Source organism: Cellulosimicrobium sp. SH8, from assembly GCF_025818875.1.
Lineage (GTDB): Bacteria > Actinomycetota > Actinomycetes > Actinomycetales > Cellulomonadaceae > Cellulosimicrobium > Cellulosimicrobium cellulans_D.
The window spans coordinates 38,427-62,837 of the sequence record NZ_JAMXMH010000001.1 but is presented as its reverse complement, the minus strand read 5'-3'; the positions used below and the strand labels follow the sequence as shown (position 1 = coordinate 62,837).

Genomic DNA, 24,411 nt, shown 5'->3' with positions numbered 1-24,411 from the left:
GGACGGCCGTGTGCGAGAGTGGCCGCATGACCTCGCACGTCCCCGTCGCCGCCGACCACGTCGTCACCGTCGACGACCAGGGTCGCCGGACCGGCACCTTCGAGCGCGCCGCGGTCCACACGACCGAGACGCCCCTCCACCTCGCCTTCTCCTGCTACGTGCTCGACGACGCGGGCCGCCTCCTGCTCACGCGGCGCGCCCTCGCGAAGCGCACGTGGCCGGGCGTGTGGACCAACTCGTTCTGCGGGCACCCGCGCTGGACCGAGACCACCGAGGAGTCGATCGTCCGCCACGCGCGGCACGAGCTCGGGCTCGAGATCGCGAGCCTCGAGGTCGCGGTGCCGGGCTTCCGCTACCGCGCCGTCGACGCCTCTGGCGTCGTGGAGAACGAGATCTGCCCCGTCTACGCGGCGCGTGCTGCTGGCACGGTCGAGCCGAACCCCGACGAGGTCATGGAGACCGCCTGGGCGGACCCGCGCGACGTCGCGCGCGCCGTCGGCGCGACCCCGTGGGCGTTCAGCCCGTGGATGGTGCTGCAGGTCGCCGCGCTCGGCGCCGCGAGCGGCGAGGGCGACAGCCCGACGGCGCGTCTCGCCGCGGCGTTCGGGCCCGCCTCGGACTGACGCCGGCGGCGACCCGCCCGCGAGACGCTCAGCGCGTCGTCTGCGGGTGCCGGGCCCGGGCGCTGCGCAGATGCTCCGGGACCGCGAGGCGGTCCGCGTCCTGCGGCGAGACCTGCACGGGCTGCGCGGGCAGGGCGAGCGCCTCGACCTGCTCCGCGCCGGGCACCCCGGCCGCGCGTGCGGCGTCGCCCAGCGCGCGGACGACCAGCTCCTGGCGACGCGGGTCGCGGGCCGAGAAGACCCAGAGGTCGACTGCGGTCGCAGTCGTGAGGTCGACGTGCAGCCCCCGCGCCCGCGCCTGGCGGAGCTGGGTCGGTGCGACCCCGACGAAGGTCACGGCGCGGCGCGACCAGAGCACGGTGCGCGACGCCGTCGACACGCCGCGGTCTGTCAGCAGCAGGCCGAGCGTGCGCGGGCTCGCCACGGCCGCGCGCACGGTCCGGACGTCGAGGGCCGCGAAGGGCACCGCGACGGGGCGCAGGAACGGCGCGAACGAGCCGACGAGGATCCCGTGGTCGAGCACGACCAGCTTCTCGGAGCCGAGGAACCAGAGGATCACCGCGGCGATCGCCGCGAAGGACGGCAGGAGGTAGCCGATCGCGGCGGGCCCCGCGTTCCCCACGAGCGCCGGCCCGACGGAGAACACCAGCACCACGACCACCGTCACCGCCCACGCCGGAGCGTTCGGCGTCGCCGCCGACACGTGCCGGACCGCGCCGAGGCCCGACCGCGCCGCGTGGTGCCGGACCTTGCGCGTCGCGCGCGCGCCGGTCGTGGGCCCTGCCGTGGGCACCGTCATCGGCCGAGCAGCTCGAGCGGGAGACGGCGGACCGTGGCCGCGCCGACCTCGGAGAGCGTGAGCGAGGTCGGCGCGCCGTCGGCCCCGTGCTCGCCGCCCCGGACGGTGTACACGCCGTCAGGGGTCGCGTAGACGCTCACCTGCTCCAGGACGTCGGATCCCGCGTGCACCGCGCCGAGCGTCGTCACGGCCAGCGCCCCGGCGAGCTCGGGCAGGCTCGGCGCCTGCGCAGCGAAGTCGTCGGGCGTGAACGTCTGGGAGCGACCGTCGAGCAGGGCCTGGGAGCCCGGGTCGACGAAGACCGCGAGCCGGCCCGCGAGCTCGGACAGCGGGTAGACGCTGAACGCGTGGTGGCCGCTCGGGGCCACCTCCTCCTCGAGCACGCGGTCGTCCTCGTGGAGGTAGACGTACACCCAGTGCCGGCCGAGCGACGTCGTGCGCTCGACGGACAGGATCGCGGTCGCCGTGCGGCGCAGGACGAGCGGACCCGTGATCTCCGGGACGGCCTCGATGCCGACGGCCGGCCGGCCGTCCACGGGCTCGGCCGCGGCCGCGTCCTCGCTCGGCACGACCATGCCGCGCGCGAGGAGGGAGCGGAGCGCGACGCGGCCCACGAGCGTGCGGTCCGCGCCCTCCTGCGCGTCGAGCCACGGGACCGCCACGAGCTGGGGGTTCTGCAGCCCGTCGAGGATGACGATCTCCTCGTCGGTGAGCGTCACGACGTGCGTGACCTCGCCCGGGGTCGCTCGTCCCAGCGCGCGCTCGGCCGCGGCGACGTCCGACGTGGACCACCGCATGGTCTGCTGGGTCACGAGAAGAGCCCTCCGACGAAGTCACCGGCGGCGGAGAGACCGTCGCCGATCGCGTCCCCGACGTCGGACGCGACGTCCCCGATCGTATCGACCGCGTCGCCCGCGAAGTCGGTCACGTTGTTCCAGCCGTCCGCGAGGTACGGGCCGGGGTTGGTCGCGAACCCGGAGATCGCGTCCCAGTTGTCGACGACGAGGTTCCCCAGCGCCCAGGCACCTGCGACGACTCCCGCGCCCACCACGATCCCGATGCCCACGGGGTTGGTGAGCATGCCCGCCATCATGAGCATCGTCCCCGCGCCGCCCACGACCGACAGACCGCCCATGACACGGTCGACGCCGCCCCGGACGCCGTCGTACTCGGTGTTGAACATCTGGTTGAAGCCGCCGATGACGCCGAACAGGCCGCCGACGCCGCCCGCGAGCCGGCCCGCCGTCCCGAGCCCGCCCAGGAGCCCCATCGCGTCGTCGAGGACCATGCCGCGCGCGAAGACCGACGCGCTCGCGGCGGCGTCGGACAGGTCGGCGAGGCGGCTGGCCTGCAGGAACGCGGTGAGGGACTGACCGACCTTCCAGGCCTTGAGCCCGTCGAGGACGAACATCGCCGACTCCCCGAGGGTCTCGCCGACGTCCCAGATCGACCCGGCCAGCGTGGTCCCGCCGCCGAGCGGCCCGCCGCCGGGGCCCGTGGGCACGCCCGGGCCGGGCACGCCGGGGGACGGGATCGCGCCGCCCTCGGTGCTCGTCAGGTACTGCTCGTCGGCGTTGCGCAGCACCGCCTGCGACGCCTCCGCGAGCGTCTGGCTCACGCCGCGCAGGAGCGCGACCGAGGACCCGGTCCACTCGCCCCGGAACTGGTCGGCGTCGCCGCCCTGCCACCGGCCGGCGGCCTCCACGAGGCCGCTGACCTCGGACGTCGTGCTCACGAGCTGGTCGGAGGCGGAGCGCAGCGACTGCGCCAGCCTCCTCAGCTCGGTGACGTCGGCGCCCCACATCCCGCTCACGTCGTCCTCGTCCCCTCGCTGGTCGATCGGTGTTCCTGCCGCGCCCCGTCCGTCACGGAACGCACGAAACGGGCATCCGGGAGGCTACCGTGCGCACCCGCCCCGCGGCGATGGGGACGACTCCCCGTCGGTGCGCGACGGGCCCGGCGCGCATGTTCGGCGACGGCGCCCGCACGGGTGACAATCGAGGCATGCCTGCCGCGGTCCCCGACACCCCCGCCACCTCCGACCGGGCGGCCGACGTGCCCGTCCCCGCCCGGGACGCGTCGTTCGAGGAGCACGTCGCCTGGGCCCGTGCGGTGCACGTGGTCGGGTTCGACCTCTCGCCCGTGGCGGAGCGCGTGGTCGAGGACCCGCTGCCGTGGGACTACGCCGCGCTCGCGCGCGAGCTGGTCGGCAGCGGGCGCGGGGCGGTGCTCGACCTGGGGACCGGCGGCGGCGAGCTGCTGTCGACGCTCGGTCCCCTGCCCGCCGGGTCGGCGGCGACGGAGGGCTGGGCGCCCAACCTGCCGGTGGCCCGACGCCGGCTCGAGCCCCTGGGCGTCGACGTCCGGCCCGTCGAGGGCGACGACGAGCAGCTCCTGCCGTTCTTCGACGGCCAGTTCGCGGTCGTGCTCGACCGGCACGAGGAGTTCGACCCCGACGAGGTGCTGCGCGTGCTCGAGCCGGGCGGGGTGTTCCTCACCCAGCAGGTCGACACCCGCGACGGCCTGCGCCTCAACACCGCGCTCGGCACGGAGCTCCCGTGGGACCCGGACTCCGTGACGCTCGAGGCCGCGGTCGAGGTGCTGCGCGACGCGGGGTTCGTCGTCGACGTCGCGCGCGAGCACGAGGGGCTGCGTCGCTTCCGCGACCTGTCCTCGGTGCTCTGGTACCTCAAGCTCATGGCGTGGCAGGTGCCGGACCTGGCGTCGCTGTCCCCCGAGGCGGTCGCCCGGTACGAGGCGCCGCTGCGCGCCCTGCACCTGCACCTCGCCGCGGGCCACGAGTTCGTGGACGAGGCCCCGCGCTTCCTCGTCGTGGCCCGCAAGCCCTTCTGAGACGCCCCCGCCCCATCGCTGTGGGCATGAAATGGGCCCGGTTCTCGCCGCAGAACCGGGCCCATTTCATGCCCACAGCGGGCCGGGGCGGGGTGGGGCCGTCGAGTCGCGGACCACGAGCTCGTGGTCGGTGCGCTTGCGGCGCGGCCGGCCCGACGGCGGCCGGAGCGCGAGCTCGAACGCCGTCGCTCCCATCTCGCTCATCGGGAGGCGCACCGTGGTCAGCGCGGGCGCGAGGTCCTGGGCGACCTGGATGTCGTCGAACCCCGTGACGGACATGTCGCGCGGCACGACGACGCCGCGCTCGCGCAGCAGGGACAGCACGCCCGTGGCCATGGCGTCGTTCAGCGCGAGGATCGCGGTGGTGTCGGGGCGCTGGGCGAGGATGCGCTGCGTGGCGTCCCGCCCGCCCTCGCGCGTGAACGGCGCGTGCACCACGAACAGGTCGTCCGGGTCGAGGCCCTGGGCCGCGACCGCGCTCCGGATGCCGGCCATGCGGTCGGCGACGGTCGTGAGCCGCTCGGGCCCGGCCGCGACGGCGAGGCGGCGGTGGCCCAGGCCGAGGACGTGGTCGGTGAGGCTCGCGGCCGCTGCTTCGCTGTCCGGCAGCACGGCGTCGCTGTGCAGGTGGTGGCGCCCGATCACGACGACCCGGCCACCGGCCTCCTGGAACGCCTCGAGCTCGCGCGCGGCGTCGGCCTCCATCGCGGGCTCGACGTACCCGGACCCGGCGACGAGGATCGCGCCGACGCGGTGCGCGCGCATGAGGCGGATCTGCGTGACCTCGGCGCTGGGCTCGCGCTCGGTGTGGCTGATCTGGACGCTCCAGCCGTGCTCGGTCGCGACGCGCACGACGCCGCTCGCGATCTCGGAGAAGTACGGGTCGCCGATCTCGTAGACGAGCAGGCCGGCGACCGACGTGGTGCCGCCGGCGAGCGTGCGCGCGTGCGGGTTGGCGATGTAGCCCATCTCCGTCGCGACCTCGCGGACGTGCTCCGCGAGCACCTCCGAGACGCCGTCGCTGCCCGACAGCGCTCGCGACGCGGTCGCGAGGGACACGCCCGCGCGCTCGGCGACGTCGACCAGCCGCAGCGCGCTGCGACCCTTCGTGGTCCGACCTTCTCGACGCACCCCTGCTCCGCTCGTCCGTGCGTCGCCCGGTCGGCGGCCCGAGGGCCCTCCCCGACGTGACGCTTGCCACATCCGCTGTCCGCACCGTACTCTAGCGGAAGCGCTTACGAAAGCGCTTTCGCAATGACGCAGTCTCGTACGCAGCAGTACGGCCTCAGGTCTTCACTACGACGAAGTAGGGAGAGTCACGTCCATGCATTCTCGGTCGACTCCACGGATGTCCACCCGCCCCCGCTCGCAGCGCGCGCTCGCCCTCGCGGCCGGCGTGTCCGCGACGGCGCTCGTCCTCACGGCGTGCTCCGGCGGGTCCGACGGCGAGGGCGGAGGCGGCGGGTCCGACGACCCGATCGTCATCGGTATCTCCCTCCCGCTCACCGGCGACTTCTCCGAGCCCGGCAAGGGCGTCCAGCGCGGCTACGAGGCCTGGGCGCAGTTCGTCAACGAGGACGGGGGCCTCCTCGGGCGACAGGTCGAGCTCAAGATCCTCGACGACCAGTCCAACGCGGACCGCGTCGTGCAGGACTACGAGGCGCTCATCGCCCAGGACGAGGTCGACCTCGTGTTCGGGCCGTTCTCCACGCGCCTGGTCGTGCCGAGCGCCCGCGTCGCCGAGGAGTACGGGATGCTCTTCGTCGAGCCGGCCGGTGCGGCGGCCGAGGTGTTCGAGCAGGGCTTCGAGAACCTGTTCTACGCCGCGCCCGCCGTCGCGGACGACCACTACAACTACCTCGCGGACCACATCCTCGACATGCCCGAGGGCGAGCGTCCGCAGACGGTCGCCGTGGCGTCGATGGACGACCCGTTCGCCCAGGGCACCGCCTACGGCCTGCGCGACAAGCTCGCCGACGCGGGGCTCGACATCGTCGTCGACGAGGTCTACCCGCCCAACACGACCGACTTCTCCTCGATCGCCGCGAAGATCAGCGACTCCGGCGCGGACATGGTCATCGGCGGCACGCAGTACCAGGACGCGGTGAACCTCATCGTCGCCCTCCAGCAGCTCAACTACCAGCCCACGCTCGCGGCGTTCTCCACCGCGCCGACCAACCCCGAGTTCGCCGCGGCGATCGGCTCGAAGACCGAGGGCATCCTCTCCCCCACCGGCTACACCGAGACCGCGAGCTGGCCGTCCAACGTCGACTTCGTCGAGCGGTACACGGAGCTGCACGGCAACCCGCCCGGCGAGGACGAGGCCAACGCGTACACGACCGGCCAGGTCGTCGCCGCCGCGGTCGAGGCCGTCGGGTGCGCCGAGCAGGGCGAGTGCCAGCAGGAGCTCATCTCGTGGCTGCGCAGCAACGAGGTCGAGACCGTCGTCGGGCCGCTGACCTGGGACGAGACAGGCAAGCCGCAGGGCGCCCACCTCATCCAGCAGTACGTGGACGGCGAGATCCAGATCGTCCTGCCGCAGGACGCCAAGGAAGCCGACTTCGTCTTCCCCAAGCCGGCCTGGTGATCCGCACGTGACGGGAACGCTCCTCTTCCAGAGCCTCGTGCTCGGCGTGCTGCTGGGAGGGCTCTACGCCCTCCTGGCAGCGGGCCTCACCCTGTACTTCGGCGTCATGCGCGTCGTGATGATCGCCCACTCGGCGTTCCTCATCCTCGCCGCGTACCTCGCCTGGTTCTTCAACCAGCAGACCGGCATGGACCCGCTGCTGTCGCTCGTCATCACGGTGCCGCTGTTCTTCCTCGTCGGCGTGGGCATGCAGCGCCTGCTCATCACGCGCCTGCGGCCCGCGACGCTGACGATGATGTCCGTCCTCCTGACGTTCGCCGTCGCGCTCTTCATCGAGGGCATGATCGGCTTCGTCTGGAGCGGCACGCAGCGACGCATCCAGCTCCCCTACTCGGGCGCGAGCATCGAGTTCTTCGGGGCGCGGATCGCCGTCGTGAAGCTCGTGGCGTTCGGCCTCGCCGCGCTCTCGCTCGCGCTGCTGTACCTGCTCATGAAGCACAGCCGGTTCGGCCAGGCGCTGCGCGCGACGATCCAGCACCGCGAGGCCGCGCAGCTCGTCGGCATCAAGACCGACCGCGTCGCGGGCTACGGCTTCGGCCTCGGCCTCGCGACCGCCGCGATCGGCGGGACCGCGCTGTCGCTCGACGCGACGATCTACCCGTCGCTGCACTGGCACTGGATCGGCCCGCTCATGGCGATCATCGTCGTCGGCGGCCTGGGGTCCATCCCCGGCGCCGCGATCGCCGCCATGGTGCTCGGCGTCGGCCAGAGCCTGCTCCAGGTGCCGCTCGGCACCACGTGGGCGCAGACCATCTTCTACGTCGCGCTGTTCGCGACGCTGATGCTGCGGCCCCAGGGATTCTTCGGAGGTCGCCTTGCCCAACGCTTCTGACACCCGTCCCGCGAGCCGCCGCGCGGCCGCCCGCGCGGTGCCCGACGGCGCAGGCACGGCCTCGGCCGTCGTCGCACCCACCGCACGCCGCCCCTGGGGTCGCGTCGTCCGCCTCGCCGCGCTCGTCGTCCTCGCCGTGCTCGTCCTGGCCTTCCCGACGATGGCGCCCAACGCCTACATCCTGTCGGCCGGCATCGTCGTCCTCAGCTACGCGTGCACCGCGACCGCCTGGAACTTCATGGGCGGCTTCACGGGGTACGTCTCGCTCGGGCACGCCGCGTTCTTCGGGCTCGGCGCCTACGGCACGGGCCTGCTGATCCGCGACCTCGGGCTCCCGAGCTTCGTCGCGTGGCTCGTCGCGGGCCTGATCGTCCTGCTCATCACGATCCCCGTCGGCATCGCGGCGCTCCGCGTGCGCGGCGCGTCGTTCGTCATCGTGTCGATCTCGTTCGTCCTCATCCTGCTGCTCGTCTTCCAGGCGTGGGGATCCTTCACGGGCGGGTCGGACGGCCTCGTCGTCCCGCGACCGTTCCCGGACCTGCTGCGCCCCGAGCACCACCGCACCTTCTTCTACCTGTTCGCGGCGCTGCTCGTCGTCATGCTCGTCGCCTGGTGGGTCATCGACCGCTCGCGCTTCGGCACCGGGCTCAAGGCGATCCGCGAGGACGAGGACAAGGCGCAGGCGCTCGGCGTCCCGACGCGCAACTACAAGCTCGTCGCCTACGTCGTCTCGGCGACCTTCACCGGCCTCGCGGGCGGCATGTACGCCCTGTGGTTCGGCGACCTCGACCCGATCTTCCAGTTCTCCATCATGCTCGGCTCCTACATGGTCCTCATGGCCCTGTTCGGGGGCGTCCGGCACCTCTTCGGACCGCTCCTCGGCGCCGTCGTCGTCGGTACCGGTCTGGAGTACTTCAAGCTCGAGTTCGGCGACACCCAGTTCCACCTCGTCGCCACGGCCCTGCTGCTCGGCGTCGTCGTGCTCTTCATGCCGGACGGGATCATCCCCGCGGCGCAGTCGCTCGTGAAGCGGTTCGGCCCGCAGGACTCCTCGATCCGCGAGATGACCGCGGCCGAGCTCCTCGAGCGCAACCGCGCCGCGGCGGGCGAGCCGACCGGCGAGCCGACGGCCGCCGTCGTGCAGGGACGACCCGACGGCGAGCCGACCGCAGAGGGCACGGGAGAGGAGAAGGACCGATGACGACGACCGCACCCCCGACGACCCGCAACCTCGAGACCGTCGGCCTCACCAAGTCGTTCGGCGGCGTCCACGCCGTCCGCGACGCGACGGTCACGTTCCAGCACGGCAAGATCAACGCGCTCATCGGCCCGAACGGGTCGGGCAAGACGACGTTCTTCAACTGTGTGACGGGCATGATCAAGCCCGACTCCGGCACGGTCACGTTCCGCGGCGAGGACATCACGCGGCGCGCGCCGCACAAGATCGCGCGCGCCGGGATCGGGCGCAGCTTCCAGCTCTGCCGCGTGTTCCCGCGCATGACGGTGCTGGAGAACATGCTCGTCGCCGTCCGACGCACGACGGTGCGCGAGCTGCTCGGCGGGGCGCGCAACCCCGAGGAGATCGACAAGGCGCGCGCGCTGCTCGTGCGCGTCGGCATCGACCACCTGGAGAACGCCGAGGCGCGCAACCTCTCCTACGGGCAGCAGAAGCTGCTCGAGCTCGCGGGCGTCCTCATGGGCGACCCCGACACGATCATGCTCGACGAGCCGGCGGGCGGCGTGAACCCGGCGCTCATCGGGCGCATCGGGACGCTCGTGCAGGAGCTCAACGCCGAGGGCAAGACGTTCCTCGTCGTCGAGCACAACATGGACATGGTCATGAGCCTGTCCCACCACGTCATCGTGTTCGACCGGGGCCGGCCGATCGCCGAGGGCACCCCCGCCGTCGTGCAAGCCGACCCGCGAGTGCTGGAGGCCTACCTTGGTGTCTGACCCGACCCCCGGGACGGGGGCGAAGCAGGAGTACCTCCTCGAGCTGGACGACATCCAGGCCGGGTACGGCCGCGCGGCGATGGTGCTGCGCGGGCTGACGATCAAGGTCCCGGCGGCCACGGTCGTGTGCCTCGTCGGGCCGAACGGCGCGGGCAAGTCGACCGTGCTCAAGGTCGCGAGCGGGCTGCTCAAGCCGCGCTCGGGCCGCATCCTCGTCGGCGGGCGCGACGTCACGGGCCAGGGTCCGCAGGAGATGCTCACGTCCGGCCTGGCGCACGTGCTCCAGGGGCACAGCGTGTTCCGCGAGATGACGGTCGCGGAGAACGTGCTGCTCGGCGCGTACACCCTGCGCGACAAGCAGAAGATCGCGGAGCGGGTCGCGTTCGTGCAGAACCTCTTCCCCATCGTGGGCGAGCGGTGGAAGCAGCTCGCGGGCCTGCTGTCCGGCGGTCAGCAGAAGCAGGTCGAGTTCGCGCGCTCGCTCATGGTGAGCCCGGAGGTCGTGCTGCTCGACGAGCCGTCCATGGGCCTCGACCCCAAGACGACGTCGACGGTGTTCGAGCAGGTCGTGCGCATGCGCGACGCCGGCGTCGCGGTGCTGCTCGTCGAGCAGAACGCGCGCCGCGCGCTCGAGACCGCAGACATCGGGTGCGTGCTCGACCTCGGCCGCGTCCACATCACCGGACCCGCGCCCGAGCTCCTCGCCGACCCCCAGCTCTCCGAGCTCTACCTCGGCGGCCGGCCCGCCGAGCGCTCGCTCTCGCAGAACGGATGACCGCCCGCATGACCAGCCAGACCACGGACGCCGCAGGGGGCGACCGACCGACCACCCGTACCGTGCGCATCGTCATGAACGGCGTGACCGGGCGCATGGGTTACCGCCAGCACCTCGTGCGCTCGATCCTCGCGATCCGGGACGACGGCGGCGTCGAGCTCGACGACGGCACGCGCCTCCAGGTGGAGCCCGTCCTCGTGGGGCGCAACCGCGCCAAGCTCGCGGAGCTCGCCGCGCGCCACGGCGTCGCGGAGTACACGACCGACCTCGACGCGGCGCTCGCGGACGACACCGCCACGATCTACTTCGACGCGCAGGTCACGTCGGAGCGGACCAAGGCGATCCTCAAGGCGCTCGCGGCCGGCAAGCACGTGTACACGGAGAAGCCGATCGCGGAGTCGGTCGCCGAGGGCGAGGAGCTCGCCGAGGCGGCGCGAGCGGCCGGGGTGATCCACGGCGTCGTGCACGACAAGCTGTACCTGCCGGGCCTGCTCAAGCTCAAGCGACTGATCGACGGTGGCTTCTTCGGCCGCATCCTGTCCGTCCGCGGCGAGTTCGGGTACTGGGTGTTCGAGGGCGACTGGCAGCCGGCGCAGCGCCCGAGCTGGAACTACCGCGCCGAGGACGGCGGCGGGATGGTCCTCGACATGTTCTGCCACTGGAACTACGTGCTGGAGAACCTGTTCGGGCCGGTCGAGGCGGTCATGGCGAAGGCCGTGACCCACATCCCCGAGCGCTGGGACGAGCACGGCGAGCCCTACGCCGCGACGGCGGACGACGCGGCGTACGGGATCTTCGAGCTCGCCGGTGCGGACGGCCCGATCCTCGCGCAGGTGAACTCGTCGTGGGCGGTGCGCGTGGACCGGGGCGAGCTCGTCGAGTTCCAGGTCGACGGGACGCACGGGTCCGCGGTCGCGGGCCTGTTCGGGTGTCGCATCCAGTCGCGCGCCCGCACGCCCAAGCCCGTGTGGAACCCGGACCTGCCCACCGACCAGGACTTCCGCGCCCAGTGGGAGCAGATCCCGGACAACCAGGAGTTCGTCAACGGGTTCCGCGCGCAGTGGGAGGAGTTCCTGCGCGACGTCCACGCGGGGCGGCCGCACCCGTACGACTTCGACGCCGGTGTGCGCGGCCTGCGCCTCGTGGACGCGGGGTACACGTCGTCGCGCGAGGGACGTCGGGTGGAGCTCGGTACGGCGTCCGAGGCCCTGGGCTCGGCGTCCGGGGCGGGGGCGTGAGCGGCACGGGCGGGGTGGGGATCCCGCTGCCCGACGGCGGCACGCGGCTCGTCGAGCTGCGCGCGCCCCGGGAGTGGGCGGACCACCCCGGCCCGTACGCGTCGCGCGTCGCGTTCGCCGCGGCGCACGTCGTCGCGGACCCGCGGGGCGAGAACGTCCCCGGCGCGCCCGCCGTCGTCGACTGGGACTCGACCCTCGCGTTCCGCCGGCACCTGTTCCGGTACGGGATGGGCGTCGCCGAGGCGATGGACACCGCGCAGCGGAACATGGGTCTCGACTGGCCGGCGGTCCAGGAGCTCGTGTCGCGCAGCGCCGCCCAGGCCCGTGAGCTGGGCGCGCGCATCGCGTCCGGCGCGGGGACGGACCACCGGTCGCCCGACGAGCTGCGGACCGTGGACGACGTGATCGGCGCGTACGCCGAGCAGGTCGAGCTCGTCGAGGGCACGGGGTCGCAGGTCATCCTCATGGCGTCGCGCCACCTCGCGCGGGTCGCGACGTCGGCCGACGACTACGTGCGCGTGTACGACGCGATCCTGTCCCAGGTGCGCGAGCCCGTGATCCTGCACTGGCTCGGTGAGGCGTTCGACCCGAACCTGCGCGGGTACTGGGGCTCCGGCGACGTCGACACCGCGACCGCGACGTTCGTCGACCTCGTGCGCGCGCACGCCGCGAAGGTCGACGGGGTCAAGGTGTCCCTGCTCTCGGCGTCGCACGAGGTCGGTCTGCGCGCCGTACTTCCCGACGGCGTCCGGTTGTACACCGGCGACGACTTCCACTACCCCGAGCTGATCCGCGGTGACGGCGAGCGGCACTCCGACGCGCTGCTCGGCGCGTTCGCGGCGGTCGCCCCCGCCGCCTCCGCCGCGCTCACGGCGCTCGACGACGGCGACCTCGACCGCTACGACGCCGAGATGGCCCCGACGCTCGCGCTCTCGCGGCACGTGTTCGAGACGCCGACGTACTACTACAAGACCGGGATCGCCTTCCTCGCGTGGCTCGCGGGTCACCAGCCCGGGTTCACGATGGTGGGCGGGCTGCAGTCGGCCCGGAGCGTCGTGCACCTCGCGCGCGCCTTCGAGCTCGCGAACGAGGCTCAGCTCCTGCCGGAACCGGACCTCGCCGCGCACCGCCTCGGCCTCGTCCTCGCCGCGGCCGGGATCGAGGCGGGCGCCGCCCGTGGCAGTGCCGACGCCGGCGTCGCGGCGGTGGTCGCGTGAGTACCGAGATCTCGGAGTTCCCGTCGGGTCCCGCGCGGGACTCCTCACCGGCCGAGCGCGCGGTGGTGCCCACCGAGCTTGCGGCTGCTGCCCGTCAGAGCCCCGGGACGGGCGACCACCGCATGCTCGGCGGGGACGTGGCGGGGATCGATGTGCCGAGCGGGGTGGCAGCGCGGGTGGCGACGCCGGGGGCCGGCGATCCTCGGCTCGCGCGGCTCTCCTTGAACCAGCGCACGACGGCGCACTGGTCGCTGCGCGAGGCGATCGACGGCTGTGTCGCCGCGGGGCTGCCGGCGATCGGGGTGTGGCGCGAGCCGGTCGCCGACGTCGGGCTCGACACCGCCGTGCGCTGGGTGCGCGACGCCGGGCTGCGGGTGTCGTCCGTGTGCCGCGGCGGCTTCTTCACCGCGAGCGACCCGGACGCGCGTGCCGCCGCGCACGCGAGCAACCTCGCCGCGATCGCCGAGACGGCAGCCCTCGGCGCGCCGACGCTCGTCCTCGTCCCGGGCGGGCTGCCCGACGGCGACCGGGACCTGATCGGTGCTCGGGCGCGCGCGGCGGACGCGATCGCCGCGCTCGTCCCGGCGGCGCGCGAGGCGGGCGTGACGCTCGGGATCGAGCCCATGAACCCGATCTTCGCGGCGGACCGCGGCGTCGTCTCGACGCTCGAGCAGGCCCTCGACCTCGCCGAGCCGTTCGCGCCCGAGGAGGTGGGCGTCGTCGTCGACACCTACCACCTGTGGTGGGAGCCGAAGGTCCACGAGCAGATCGCGCGGGCCGGTGCCGCGGGACGGATCGTCAGCTACCAGGTGTGCGACTGGATCACCCCGCTGCCCGCGGACACGCTGCTCGGCCGCGGCATGATGGGCGACGGCCACGTCGACTTCGCCGCGTTCACGCGCTCGGTGGCGGCGGCGGGCTACGCCGGTGACGTCGAGGTCGAGATCTTCCACGCCGACGTCTGGGCCGCGCCCGGCGCCGACGTCGTGGCGACGCTCGCCCGCCGGTACGTCGAGCTCGTCGAGCCCCACCTCGTGCGCTGACGGACGCCGGCCGACGGGGCGGGCGAGACCGCCTCGGCCGGTCGGCCGGCGCCGGGTAGGGTGCCCGGAGGCCCGAGCACGGAGGTGGACGGATGGACGGGGCGCCGGGGACGCGGTTCGTGGGCGACACGAAGCAGGCGCGCACGTACGCGTGGTTCCTGACCTTCGCCGCCGTCGTCCCTCCCGCCGTCGTCGCGGTCTTCGTGCTGGGCTGGTACCGCGCCCAGGTGTACGGCTGGACGGAGGGCTTCCGCAGCTACCACGCGGGCGACCCGTTCCCCTGGGGCTGGGTGGCCGTCGGCGTGCTGGCCTGCGTGTTCCTCGGCCGGTTCGCCGTCCGGCAGTGGCGCCGGTACCGCGCGCTCGTGGCCGACGACCGCCGCCGCGGCGTGCGTCCGTCCTGACGGGCATGGGGACCGGTCACCATCGACCTCTCCCGCTCCGCCTCCGTACCCTGTCGGCGGCGCCGGCACGGCGTGGCCGACCCGGGAGCGTGCGGGGGGTGCGGGTGAGAGCGCAGAGGGGCGAGGAATGAGCAGCGGGATGTACGGGGCCGACGTCGAGGCCCTGCGCTCGCTCGCGGGCCGCGTGGCGGACGGCGCGCAGGCCCTGGAGCTGGCCGCGGCAGCGATCGAGACGGCCGTGGGCCGAGCGGGCTGGGAGGGCTCCGACGCCGCCGAGTTCCGCACCGCGTGGACGTCGACCCTGCGGCCGAGCCTGACGGGCACCGCCGCGCTGCTCACGGACGCCGCCGACCTCCTGCGCGGCAACGCCGAGCAGCAGGACGCGACGAGCCGCGACGGTGGCGCGGGCGGGCCGGGCGGCCCGGGCGGCCCTGGTGGGCCCGGCGGGCCCGGCGGACCGGGTTCTCCCGGTGGGCCAGGCGATCCGGTGACCCAGGGTGGCGACGGTGGTCCGCCGGACTGGCTGGTCCCGCCGTCGTGGCTCACGACGGACATGACCCAGGGCGGCGTGCTCAACTGGGTCGCGTCCCAGGGAGTCGACGCCTGGGCCGCGATGAACAAGCTCGACGACCCGCTCGACGTGGCGGGGCTCGCGGACAACCTCGCGTCCGCCGGCAAGGTGCTCAAGGGCGCCGGGTTCGTGTTCGACGGCTACTCGGTGTACAGCGGCTCGGTGCAGGCGTGGGAGGGCTTCGCGGAGGGCGACGGGTTCAAGGGGACGGACGGCGTCATCACCGCGGGGCTCGGCGCGGCCGGCATCGGCGCGGCGATCTTCCTCGCGAGCAACCCGGTCGGTTGGGCGATCGCGGGTGCGGGAGCCGTGTGGGGCGTCGCGACCCTGCTCTCCGGCGACGTCCCCGTGACGAAGCGCATCGCCGACGGCGCGGGCTGGCTGTGGGATCGTGGGGGCGACCTCGCGGACGGTGCCGCCGACCTCGCCGGCGACGTGTGGGACGCGGGCGGGGACTTCGTCGACGGGGCGACCGAGACGCTGAAGAAGGTATGGCCGTGGTGACCGCGGCCCGTGCGCCGGACCGCGGCCGCGGTCCGCACGAGGAGAGGGACGACCGATGACCACGCAGACCGAGGCGGCGAGCCGTCCGGACGACGGGCTCATCGAGCTCACGGGGCCGGAGCTGCTCGTGCTCCTGTCGCTCAACGAGGGACCCGCCGCCACGAGGACGCGCGAGAACCTGCGCCTTCCCGACGTGCCCGCCGACTCGCCCCTCCTCGCGGCGGGGCTCAGCTCGCTCGTCGTGCGGCGGCTCGCGCGTGTCGAGGGCGAGGTGCTCGCACCCGTCGGCAACGTCGTCCCGCTCACGCGCGTCCTCACGACCGCGACCGAGTGGGTGGAGGCGGCGGCGATCGCGGACGAGCGCACCAACGCCGCGCTGCTCGTCGGCGCGCAGGGCGGAGCGGTCGTGCTCGAGCCGCGCCCGTTCGGCATCTGGCACGTGCGCCCGCTCCAGATGGGCGACCCTCTGCCCGACGCCGCGTCGAGGTTCGTCCGGGCCGCGTTCGCGCAGCTCCCGGGGCGGCCGTTCGGGGGGAGCGTCAAGGTCGTCGACGCGTCCGGGGCCCGCACCGCCGCCGTCCGCGTCGAGAGCGACGGGACGTGGGAGATGACGAGCGGTCCGGCGGGCGACGAGCCCGCACCGTCCCCCATCTCGCCCGACCCGACGTTCGGCGTGCTCGCGACCGCGGTCGCGTGACCTGGAGCCCTCAGAGGTCCTGGAGCGACGCCTCGCGCTCGTCGTAGGCGCTGCGCGCGGCGGCGATGCGCTCCTGGTGCGCCTCGGTCCACACGACGAGCGCCTTCGTCGTCGCGTGGAGCGACCGGCCCATCTCGGTGAGGGCGTAGTCGACGCGCGGCGGGACGGTCGGGTAGACCGTGCGCTCGACGATGCCGTCCCGCTCGAGCTGGCGCAGCGTGCGCGACAGCATGCGCTGGCTGATCCCGTCGATCTCGCGCTTGAGCTCGGTGAAGCGCATGACCCGGCGGTCGAGCAGCGCGATGGCGAGCAGCGACCACTTGTCCGCGATGCGGTCGAGGATCTGCCGCACCTCGCAGTCCTCGCGTGCGTCCCACTGCCAGACCTCGACGTCGCTCTCCCACTTCGACGGCGGCCGCGGGTCGCAGCCTGCGTCCCCGACGACGTCGTGCGCGCCGCCGTGAGCGACGTCGTGCACCTCCGCGTTCCGTCCGCGCGCCGCCACGGTATCCACCGTGATACCAGGTGTGTCGAATGTGCCGTCTTCCATGCCTCCTGATCCTGTCCCACGATGGGCTCGGTATCAAGAGGTAACCGAGTACCGAGAGGTGCTCAGGAGGAAGGGGACGGTCATGACCGACGGGACGACGAGCCGCAGCCGCGAGAGCGTGCGGGCGGCCGCACGCTTCACCCTCCGGGACTGGGGGCTGCTCCTCGTGCTGTGCGGGGCGATCTTCCTGGAGGGGAGCGACATCGCGATGCTCTCTGTCGCGCTCCCGGGCATCCGGGCCGACCTGGGGCTCGCGACGGGCGAGCTGGGCGGCGTCGTGACGGCGTACGTCGTCGGGTACGGCGGGTTCATGCTGCTCGGCGGGCGCGCGGCCGACCTCTACGGCCGCCGCCGGATGTTCGTCCTCTGGCTGCTCGTCTTCCTCGTCTTCTCGGGGCTCGGCGGGTTCGCGACCGACGCCTGGATGCTCCTGCTGTCACGCTTCGTCACGGGCGTCGCGGCCGGGTTCCTCACGCCGGCCGGGATGTCGCTCATCACGACGTCGTTCGCCGAGGGGCCGCGCCGCAACCGCGCGCTCGTCGTCTACGGCGCCGCGGGCGCGGCGGGCTTCTCGCTCGGGCTCGTCGTGGGCGGGCTCCTGGCCGCGATCCACTGGCGGTGGGTCTTCTTCGCCCCGGTGCTGCTCGCCGTCGTGCTCCTCGCGCTGGCCCTGGTCACGGTCCCGCGCGACGCGACGGGCCGCGTCCGCGGCGCGCTCGACGTCCTCGGCGCCGTGCTGGCGACGAGCGCCATGGTCCTGCTCGCCGTCGGCATCGTGCGCCTCGAGCACCCGGGCGAGGGGCTGGCGTGGACGGTCGCCGCGCTCGGGGGCGGTGCCGTGCTCCTCGGGGCGTTCGTCGCACGGCAGCGCCGCGCCCCGCACCCGCTCCTCCCGCTGCGGCTCTTCCGCTCGACCGAGCTCGTGCGGGCGAACGTCACGGCGGTGCTCTTCGCGGGCGGGTTCTACGGGTTCCAGGTGCTCCTCACGCTCTACCTGCAGGAGCTGCGGGGCTGGACGCCGCTGCAGACCGGGCTCGCGATGCTCCTCATGGCGATCGACGTCGTCCTCGCGCCCGTGCTCACGCCGCGCCTCGTGGAGCGGTTCGGGGTGCCACGCGTGATCGTCGGGGGGCTCGTCGCCGGGACGCTCGCCGCGGCGTGGTTCCTCGCGTCGGGGCTCGACTGGACGTACGCCGTGATGGTCCCGTCGATGGCGCTCGTCGGGGTCGCGTTCGCCCTGGTCTACGGGCCGATCGCCATCGCGGCGACCACGGGCGTGACCGACGCGGAGCAGGGCGTGGCCGGCGGCGTGCTCAACACGGCGTTCCAGCTCGGTGCGGCGATCGGCATCTCCGCGGCGACGGCCGTCAGCGTCCTCGCCCTCGGGGACGCGACAGGGCCGGACGCAGGCCTCGCCGCGTTCCACACCGCGCTGTGGGTCCCGGTCGCGGCGTTCGCCCTCGCGGCGGTCGCGATGGGAGCGCCGCGCCGTCGTCGGGCCACCACCGCGCCCGCGGCGCCTGAGCGGACGACCGCGCCCGACGACGCAGGTCACGTCCCGGAGCCGGCCCCCGCCACCCGCTGAGTGCTGGGCATGTGTCGTCGTCAGGGGATCCGGACGACACATACACCGCACTCAGCGAGTGGGCGGGCAGCGAGAAGCCCGCGGGCTGGAGGGTTCCTCCTGTCGTGCTGGACGAGGGCACGACGCCCGCGGGCTCCGGTGGTTGCGTGGTACTCGCTCGCCGTCGGGCGCCTCCCCTCGGGAGACCCCGCCCGGTTCACGGGCTCACCGCATCCGGTCCGTTGCTGGATCGGTTGCGCGACGACTAGCGCGCAACCACCTCACGAGTCCGAAGAATCTTCACTTCCAGGACCACCTCCTTTCGCGTGTACGACGACGGTACGTCCGCCCCCGCGGACCGCGCCAGGGGTTTTCGCGCACGGCGTGGAGACGCGGAGATGCACCAGCCGGTCGATCTCGCGGTGGCGCGCCGAGCGGCCGGCGCCGGGAGTCAGGCGGGACGCAGGTGCGCCCACTCCTCGGGGTAGTCGTCGAGCCACGCGGCGAACGACTGCGCGGGGCGCTCGACGAGCCGGGGGACGACGTCGCTCACGTGCGCGAGCTCGCCCGCGGCGATCGCCGTGTACGACGACACCCACCCGTCGACCTCGAACTGCGGCACCCCGTAGCTCTCGCGCGACGCGTACGCCTCCTCGACGGTCTCGGCGTGGTAGGTGATCTCGCGACCCGTGGCGGCGGCCAGGGACTCCGCGACCTCGTCGAGCGTGAGGGCCTCGGGTCCCGTGACGTCGTAGGTGGCGCCGTCGTGGCGGTGCGCGTCGGCGTCGAGCAGGACGACGGTCGCGACGTCCGCGATGTCGTCGTGCGACACGGACGCGACCCGGCCGTCGCCCGCGGGTCCGCGGATCACGCCGTCGTCGCCGACCATGAGCGCGAGCCCGCGGTGGTACAGGTTGTCGCGCAGGAACGTGTGGCGCACGCCCGTCGCGCGGATGTACTCCTCGGTGCGCCAGTGGTCGCGGGCGAACGTGAAGACGGCGTCCGGCGCCGCGCCGACGAACGACACGTAGACGATGTGCCCCACCCCGGCGGCGATGGCGGCGTCGACCGCCGCGCGGTGCTGCGCGACGCGGTCGAGGTCCTCGCGGGCGGACACGAGGAACACGGTGTCGACGTCCGTGAACGCCGCGACCATCCCGCGCGTGTCCGTGTACCCGCCGACGACGGCGACGTCCGACTCCGGGAGAGGGTCGTCGCCGAGGCTGGGCGCCCGCGCGGCGTCGCGCACGACGAGGCGCTGGGTCGCGCCCTCGGCGGCGAGGCGGAACGCGAGCTTCGACCCCAGGAGCCCGCTCGCGCCCGTCACGGCGATCCGCCCCGACCCCGCCCCGATCATCATGTCCTCACGGTAGACGCGGCGGTCGCGGGGCGCCCGACGACGGCGCGCCCCGTGAGGAGCGCGCGCGCCTCCCGCAGAATGGGCCCATGACTAGTGCCGAGGCCCCCGCGCCCTACCGCGTCATGACCGTCTGCACCGGCAACATCTGCCGGTCCCCCATGGCCGAGGTGGTGCTGCGCGACCGGTTCGAGGCCGCCGGGCTCGGCGACCGCGTCGTCGTCGACTCGACGGGGATCAGCGACGAGGAGCGGGGGAACCCGATCGACCGCCGTGCGCGCAGCGTCCTCGCCGAGCACGGGTACGTCGTCGACGGGACGCACCGCGCCCGCCAGGTGCGCGCGGGCGACCTCGCCGCGCGGGACCTCGTGCTCGCGATGACGTCCCAGCACGCGCGCGCCCTGCGGCGCCTCGACGACGACGCCCCGGTGCGGATGTACCGCTCGTTCGACCCGGCCGCTCCCCGGGTCGCACCGGGGGATCCCGAGCACGTGCTCGACATCGCCGACCCCTGGTACGGCGGTCAGCAGGACTTCGAGGACTGCCTCGCCGAGGTGGAGGCCGCCGCGGACGGGATCGTCGACTTCGTCCGCACGCAGCTCGACGGCTGAGCGTCGGTCGGGCGGTCGCGCTCCGCCGCCGCGACACGCCGCGGACCCGGGCGACCGTCAGTGCGGATGCACGCGACGCAGGTCCGCTTCGCACAGGCGCGCTCGCGGTCCTGCGGACCAGCGGAGACGTTCGAGGAACGCGTCGAGCACGGGGACGCGGCACAGGAGGACGAACAGCGCGTAGCCGAGCACGCCGCCCACGACGTTGAAGAGCAGGTCGTTCACGTCGGCGATGTGGCCGCCCCCGAGCAGGTGCGAGGTGACGTACTGGACGACCTCGATCGCCAGGCTGAAGGCCGCCGCCGCCGCCACGGCGCGCCACCACGACGTCCGCGCCAGGAGGAGCGGCAGGAGCATGCCCAGCGGCACGAACACGAGGACGTTCATCACCGCGTCGGCGACCTCGTAGTCCGCCAGCGGCACGAGGGCCAGGTGGGCGTTCCACGGGGCGCTGCTCACCGGCTTGTCGAGGAAGATCGGGAACACCGTGTTGGCCACGACCCCGGCCGCGTAGACGGCGAGCGCGAGCGCGACGGCGGCCCGCGGCACGGTGAGCCGCCCGGCCCGGCGCAGACGCCACAGCAGCACCGCCAGGACCACCGCCCCCAGCGGGACCACGACGGGGAGGACGGGGACCTCGCGAAACACTCGAACCGCTCCTTCAACTGGCGACGCCACGCACGACGTCGCCGACGGTAGTGCCGCCCTGCCGCCGGGGTATCCACCGACGGTGCGAACCCTGACCCGGCGCCCTCCCCCTGCGGGGGTAGACGACGCCTGCCCGATGCCTGGGCGCGACAGCCCTCAGTTGATGATCTCGCCCCGCTCGTCGGACAGCAGTGCCGCCAGTCGCGCGCGCCAGGACGCCAGCGCCTCCTCGCTCAGGCGCGGCCAGTGGGTGACCTCGCCGACGACCCGCAGCGGTGCGCTGCTCCGGTACGACCGCGTCGGGTTGCCCGGGAACTTCTTGTCGGTGACGTTGGGGTCGTCCTCGAACGGACCCGTCGGCTCAACCTGGTAGACCCGAGGGGCCGCGTCGCCGGCCGCGAGCTCGGCGGCGAGGCCCGCGCCGTCGACGAGGGCGGTGAAGTACACGTGGTTCATGGTGACCTCGGGCCGGTAGTTCGACCGGAAGCCCGCGGTCAGCAGGTCGCCCGTCCGGAGATCGGCCTTCGTGCCGTGGAAGAACGGCCCCTCGTCCAGTGCCTGGCTCACGTGCCCACCGTAGGCCCGCGACCCCGCTCGGTGCGGCGGGACGCCCAGGGCGGGCGTGCGGCGTCGTGGGCCGGCCTCCTGCGGACTCCGTTCACCGGCGGCCGGCCCTCGTGCCGCGCAGCGTCCCGACGGCGGAGCCGACCGCGCGCGCGACGGCGCGCCCGGCGCGGTGGGCACCCGCGCCGAGGCGGGAGAGCAGCGGGCCCAGCCGGCGCGACGCGGGCGGTGCGGCGCCGGGAGCGGGGGCGGCGTCGTCGGGCGCGACCGGCACGACGGGCGCGGGTCGCGGGAGGTACGCGCCGACCCACTGCGCGATGCGCCCGTACGCGAGCGCGCGCACGGGCCTGGCCGAGAGCACGACGTCGTGCAGGGCGCCGTCGAGGCGCGCGACCGTGACGAGGTCGCCGAGCTGGACGGAGCGCTGCGCGACCCCGTCCACGTCGATCGCCGTGTCCGTGTGCATCATCTCGGGCGTCCAGCGCGGGAGCAGCGTGCTGCGGGCGGAGAGCAGCACGAGCACCGGCGCACCGATGGCCAGGCCGCGCGCGACCGTCTGCTGCCCGCGGAAGACGGCGGACAGCCACGCGGGCGTGGTGCGGAACCCGTGCTGGGGGCGCCACGCGAGGTCGTACGTCCACTCGCCGTCGAAGTCCTTGCTCACCGAGCGCGTGTAGAAGCCGAGGTCGACGTTGGGCAGCGGGCGCGTCGGCGTGAGGCGGGCGCGGGCCCCGATCACGGGCTCGAGCAGGAGGCGACCCACCTCGCGCGTCTGGAACTCCAGCCACGGGCTGTTGAGGACGAGCGCCGCCGCGCGGCCGGGGTTCCGGGCGAGCCAGAGGCTGAGGGTCAGGCCCCCCGTGGAGTGGCCCATGAGCACGAGCTCGCGCGGCGAGCGCCCGTCGCCGTGGTGGCCGATCGCCGCGAGCGCGGCCTCGATGTCCTCGTCGTACGCCCCGAGGTCCGTGACGTATCCCGGGGTCTGGCCGGGGCGCAGGCTGCGCCCGTACTTGCGCAGGTCGAGCGCGTGGAAGCGCGCGCCGTGCGCCTCCCAGAAGTCGGCGAGCTCGGTCTGGAAGAAGTAGTCCGACCAGCCGTGGACGTACAGGACGTCCAGGTAGGCGCCGGGTCCGTCGTCGCCCCCCGCCGGGGTGCCGGCGCCCCCGGCCCGGCGGCGGCGCACGAGCGTGGCGACGACGTCGCCCTCGTCGTCCGGGGCGAGCGGCAGCGTGAGCTGCTCGTAGTCGTCCCCGAGGACGTCGGGCTGCCAGTCGGCCATGCCGCCGACCCTAGGCGCGCGGGCGGGAGGCCGCTCGCGCGCGCTCGGTACGGGACACGTCGCCCGGCCGGCCGGCCACGGCCGGGAGGTCCGGGACCACCCGTACCCCGCGCGCCTCTGCGCCCCGGCGAGGGGCGCGGATCGTGTGGTTCTCCCTCATGCGCGACGCGGTCGTGCGCTTGCAGACTGGCGGCATCATCGGCCGACGGCGCCCGCCTCGGCCGCCGTGCGACCGAACCCGAGGTGCCCCCGTGAGATCTCGTCCGACCCCGCTCCTCGCCGGAGCGGCCACCGTCGCTCTGGCGGCGGCCCTCGTGGGCGGCGCCGCCGTCGTCCCGGGTGCGCTCGCCCCGGCGGCCGCGGCCCAGTGCTCGACCATCGTCTGGGCGGAGGGCTCCACGTACGCTGCCGGCGCCCAGGTCACGTACGGCGGGCGCACGTACACCGCGCGCGTCACGCACACGGCCTACGTCGGCACCGGCTGGAACCCCGCCTCGACCCCGACGCTGTGGACCGACGGCGGGACGTGCGATCCGACGGACCCCACCGATCCGACGGACCCCACCGATCCGACCGATCCGACCGACCCGACGGACCCCACCGATCCGACCGACCCCACCGATCCGACCGACTGCGCGGTCCAGGGCAAGCCGGCGGGCAAGGTGCTCCAGGGGTACTGGGAGAGCTGGGACGGCGCGTCCAACGGCGTGCACCCGGGCCTGGGGCACATCCCGATCGACGACGCCCGGATCTCCGCGCACGGCTACAACGTCGTCACCCTCGCGTTCCCCGTGATCCTCTCCGACGGCACCGTTCTGTGGCAGGACGGCATGGACACCGGGGTCGACGTGCCGACGCCCGCCGAGATGTGCGCGGCGAAGGCGAACGGCACGCGCCTGCTCCTGTCGATCGGCGGCGCGACCGCCGGGATCGACCTGTCCAGCCCGGCCGTCGCGGACCGCTTCGTGGAGACGGTCGTGCCGATCCTGCGCGACAACCACTTCGACGGCATCGACATCGACATCGAGACGGGGCTGTCCGGCAGCGGGAGCATCAGCACGCTGTCGACGTCGCAGTCGAACCTGATCCGCATCATCGACGGCGTCCTCGCGGAGATGCCGAGCGGGTTCGGTCTCACGATGGCGCCCGAGACGGCGTACGTCACCGGCGGCAGCGTCGTGTACGGCTCGATCTGGGGCTCGTACCTGCCGATCATCAAGAAGTACGTCGACAACGGCCGCCTGTGGTGGCTCAACATGCAGTACTACAACGGCTCGATGTACGGGTGCAGCGGCGACTCCTACGGCGCCGGGACCGTCCAGGGCTTCCAGAAGCAGACCGACTGCCTGAACGCCGGCCTGACGATCCAGGGCGTCACGGTGAAGGTGCCCTACGACAAGCAGGTCCCGGGGCTCCCCGCCCAGGCGGGCGCGGGCGGCGGCTACATGGCGCCGTCGCTGGTGACGCAGGCGTACCAGCCGTACGCGTCACGTCTCAAGGGCCTCATGACGTGGTCGATCAACTGGGACGGCTCCAAGGGCTGGACGTTCGGCGACAACGTCCGCGCGCTCCAGGGCCGCTAGCGGGGCCGAGGCTCTCCTGCGCCCGCTCCACCGCCGAACACGACCTGGGGGTCGTCATCAGCCCGATGACGACCCCCGTGTCGTGTGTCCGGCGGATGG

At 73.8% G+C, this 24,411-nt stretch carries 25 protein-coding genes; 16 read left to right on the top strand and 9 right to left on the bottom strand.

From position 1 onward, the window contains the following. The first annotated feature begins 26 nt into the window (after positions 1-26). The gene (gene idi, locus NF338_RS00295) at positions 27-623 is read left to right on the top strand and encodes an isopentenyl-diphosphate Delta-isomerase (protein WP_264028956.1); all 597 of its coding nucleotides are present in this window, start codon (positions 27-29) and stop codon (positions 621-623) included. Positions 624-651: 28 nt separating this feature from the next. Here the strand turns inward: idi and NF338_RS00290 are convergent, their stop codons facing one another. The 3 genes from NF338_RS00290 to NF338_RS00280 are packed head-to-tail and all read right to left on the bottom strand — an operon-like array spanning position 652 to position 3,235. Next, entirely contained in the window at positions 652-1,422 is a 771-nt protein-coding gene (locus tag NF338_RS00290) for a hypothetical protein (RefSeq protein WP_264028954.1), read from the bottom strand. Beyond that, positions 1,419-2,234 carry a hypothetical protein gene (locus NF338_RS00285; RefSeq protein WP_264028953.1) on the bottom strand — a complete coding sequence of 272 codons (816 nt, stop codon included), beginning with the start codon at positions 2,232-2,234 and terminating at the stop codon, positions 1,419-1,421. The genes NF338_RS00290 and NF338_RS00285 overlap by 4 nt, the downstream gene beginning before the upstream one ends. Beyond that, on the bottom strand, positions 2,231-3,235 hold the full coding sequence (locus tag NF338_RS00280) for a hypothetical protein (RefSeq protein WP_157759524.1): 1,005 nt from the start codon (positions 3,233-3,235) through the stop codon (positions 2,231-2,233). Before NF338_RS00280 ends, NF338_RS00285 begins: the two co-directional genes overlap by 4 nt. Positions 3,236-3,426: 191 nt before the next feature. On the opposite strand from NF338_RS00280, the gene NF338_RS00275 reads away from it, so the two are divergent. After that, complete coding sequence (locus NF338_RS00275) at positions 3,427-4,275, top strand: class I SAM-dependent methyltransferase (RefSeq protein ID WP_264028952.1); 849 nt, start codon at positions 3,427-3,429, stop codon at positions 4,273-4,275. A gap of 66 nt (positions 4,276-4,341) precedes the next feature. Here NF338_RS00275 and NF338_RS00270 read toward each other — a convergent pair whose 3' ends face one another. Further along, entirely contained in the window at positions 4,342-5,406 is a 1,065-nt protein-coding gene (locus NF338_RS00270) for a LacI family DNA-binding transcriptional regulator (protein ID WP_264028951.1), read from the bottom strand. Positions 5,407-5,623: 217 nt separating this feature from the next. On the opposite strand from NF338_RS00270, the gene NF338_RS00265 reads away from it, so the two are divergent. From NF338_RS00265 to NF338_RS00215, 11 genes are all read left to right on the top strand, one after another. Then, positions 5,624-6,862: an amino acid ABC transporter substrate-binding protein gene (locus tag NF338_RS00265; protein WP_264028950.1), complete on the top strand. Its 1,239-nt coding sequence runs from the start codon at positions 5,624-5,626 to the stop codon at positions 6,860-6,862. Between the two features lie 7 nt (positions 6,863-6,869). Then, positions 6,870-7,754: a branched-chain amino acid ABC transporter permease gene (locus tag NF338_RS00260; RefSeq protein ID WP_264028949.1), complete on the top strand. Its 885-nt coding sequence runs from the start codon at positions 6,870-6,872 to the stop codon at positions 7,752-7,754. Continuing rightward, the gene (locus NF338_RS00255) at positions 7,738-8,955 is read left to right on the top strand and encodes a branched-chain amino acid ABC transporter permease (protein WP_239576584.1); all 1,218 of its coding nucleotides are present in this window, start codon (positions 7,738-7,740) and stop codon (positions 8,953-8,955) included. The genes NF338_RS00260 and NF338_RS00255 overlap by 17 nt, the downstream gene beginning before the upstream one ends. After that, a complete protein-coding gene (locus tag NF338_RS00250) occupies positions 8,952-9,707 on the top strand; it encodes an ABC transporter ATP-binding protein (RefSeq protein ID WP_264028948.1) in 756 nt (251 codons plus the stop codon). Before NF338_RS00255 ends, NF338_RS00250 begins: the two co-directional genes overlap by 4 nt. Further along, complete coding sequence (locus tag NF338_RS00245; RefSeq protein WP_237841047.1) at positions 9,700-10,482, top strand: ABC transporter ATP-binding protein; 783 nt, start codon at positions 9,700-9,702, stop codon at positions 10,480-10,482. Before NF338_RS00250 ends, NF338_RS00245 begins: the two co-directional genes overlap by 8 nt. Before the next feature lie 8 nt (positions 10,483-10,490). Further along, positions 10,491-11,720 (top strand): Gfo/Idh/MocA family protein, encoded by a 1,230-nt coding sequence (locus NF338_RS00240; RefSeq protein ID WP_264028947.1) that lies wholly within the window; start codon positions 10,491-10,493, stop codon positions 11,718-11,720. After that, the gene (locus tag NF338_RS00235) at positions 11,717-12,937 is read left to right on the top strand and encodes a dihydrodipicolinate synthase family protein (RefSeq protein ID WP_264028946.1); all 1,221 of its coding nucleotides are present in this window, start codon (positions 11,717-11,719) and stop codon (positions 12,935-12,937) included. The genes NF338_RS00240 and NF338_RS00235 overlap by 4 nt, the downstream gene beginning before the upstream one ends. Continuing rightward, complete coding sequence (locus NF338_RS00230) at positions 12,934-13,980, top strand: sugar phosphate isomerase/epimerase family protein (RefSeq protein ID WP_264028945.1); 1,047 nt, start codon at positions 12,934-12,936, stop codon at positions 13,978-13,980. Before NF338_RS00235 ends, NF338_RS00230 begins: the two co-directional genes overlap by 4 nt. A gap of 92 nt (positions 13,981-14,072) precedes the next feature. After that, a complete protein-coding gene (locus NF338_RS00225; RefSeq protein WP_264028944.1) occupies positions 14,073-14,384 on the top strand; it encodes a hypothetical protein in 312 nt (103 codons plus the stop codon). Positions 14,385-14,511: 127 nt separating this feature from the next. Then, positions 14,512-15,459, top strand: a complete 948-nt coding sequence (locus NF338_RS00220) for a WXG100 family type VII secretion target (protein WP_264028943.1) — start codon at positions 14,512-14,514, stop codon at positions 15,457-15,459. 55 nt (positions 15,460-15,514) lie between these two features. Next, positions 15,515-16,156 carry a hypothetical protein gene (locus tag NF338_RS00215; RefSeq protein ID WP_087470475.1) on the top strand — a complete coding sequence of 214 codons (642 nt, stop codon included), beginning with the start codon at positions 15,515-15,517 and terminating at the stop codon, positions 16,154-16,156. Positions 16,157-16,166: 10 nt separating this feature from the next. Here the strand turns inward: NF338_RS00215 and NF338_RS00210 are convergent, their stop codons facing one another. Further along, a complete protein-coding gene (locus NF338_RS00210) occupies positions 16,167-16,706 on the bottom strand; it encodes a winged helix-turn-helix transcriptional regulator (protein WP_264028942.1) in 540 nt (179 codons plus the stop codon). Positions 16,707-16,788: 82 nt separating this feature from the next. Between NF338_RS00210 and NF338_RS00205 the strand changes: the two genes are divergently transcribed. Beyond that, positions 16,789-18,291 (top strand): MFS transporter, encoded by a 1,503-nt coding sequence (locus tag NF338_RS00205; RefSeq protein ID WP_264028941.1) that lies wholly within the window; start codon positions 16,789-16,791, stop codon positions 18,289-18,291. Positions 18,292-18,721: 430 nt separating this feature from the next. Here NF338_RS00205 and NF338_RS00200 read toward each other — a convergent pair whose 3' ends face one another. Beyond that, the gene (locus NF338_RS00200; protein WP_264028940.1) at positions 18,722-19,630 is read right to left on the bottom strand and encodes an SDR family oxidoreductase; all 909 of its coding nucleotides are present in this window, start codon (positions 19,628-19,630) and stop codon (positions 18,722-18,724) included. Positions 19,631-19,716: 86 nt separating this feature from the next. On the opposite strand from NF338_RS00200, the gene NF338_RS00195 reads away from it, so the two are divergent. After that, on the top strand, positions 19,717-20,238 hold the full coding sequence (locus NF338_RS00195) for a low molecular weight protein-tyrosine-phosphatase (RefSeq protein ID WP_264028939.1): 522 nt from the start codon (positions 19,717-19,719) through the stop codon (positions 20,236-20,238). A 57-nt stretch (positions 20,239-20,295) separates the two neighbouring features. On the opposite strand, the gene NF338_RS00190 is transcribed toward NF338_RS00195, so the two are convergent. The 3 genes from NF338_RS00190 to NF338_RS00180 all read right to left on the bottom strand — a co-directional run bounded on the left by NF338_RS00190 (position 20,296) and on the right by NF338_RS00180 (position 22,729). Next, positions 20,296-20,886 carry a VanZ family protein gene (locus NF338_RS00190; protein WP_264028938.1) on the bottom strand — a complete coding sequence of 197 codons (591 nt, stop codon included), beginning with the start codon at positions 20,884-20,886 and terminating at the stop codon, positions 20,296-20,298. A 156-nt stretch (positions 20,887-21,042) separates the two neighbouring features. Then, entirely contained in the window at positions 21,043-21,453 is a 411-nt protein-coding gene (arr, locus tag NF338_RS00185; RefSeq protein ID WP_264028937.1) for an NAD(+)--rifampin ADP-ribosyltransferase, read from the bottom strand. A 91-nt stretch (positions 21,454-21,544) separates the two neighbouring features. After that, a complete protein-coding gene (locus NF338_RS00180; RefSeq protein WP_264028936.1) occupies positions 21,545-22,729 on the bottom strand; it encodes an alpha/beta hydrolase in 1,185 nt (394 codons plus the stop codon). Between the two features lie 251 nt (positions 22,730-22,980). Between NF338_RS00180 and NF338_RS00175 the strand changes: the two genes are divergently transcribed. Beyond that, on the top strand, positions 22,981-24,312 hold the full coding sequence (locus NF338_RS00175; RefSeq protein WP_264028934.1) for a carbohydrate-binding protein: 1,332 nt from the start codon (positions 22,981-22,983) through the stop codon (positions 24,310-24,312). The last annotated feature ends 99 nt before the right edge of the window (positions 24,313-24,411 follow it).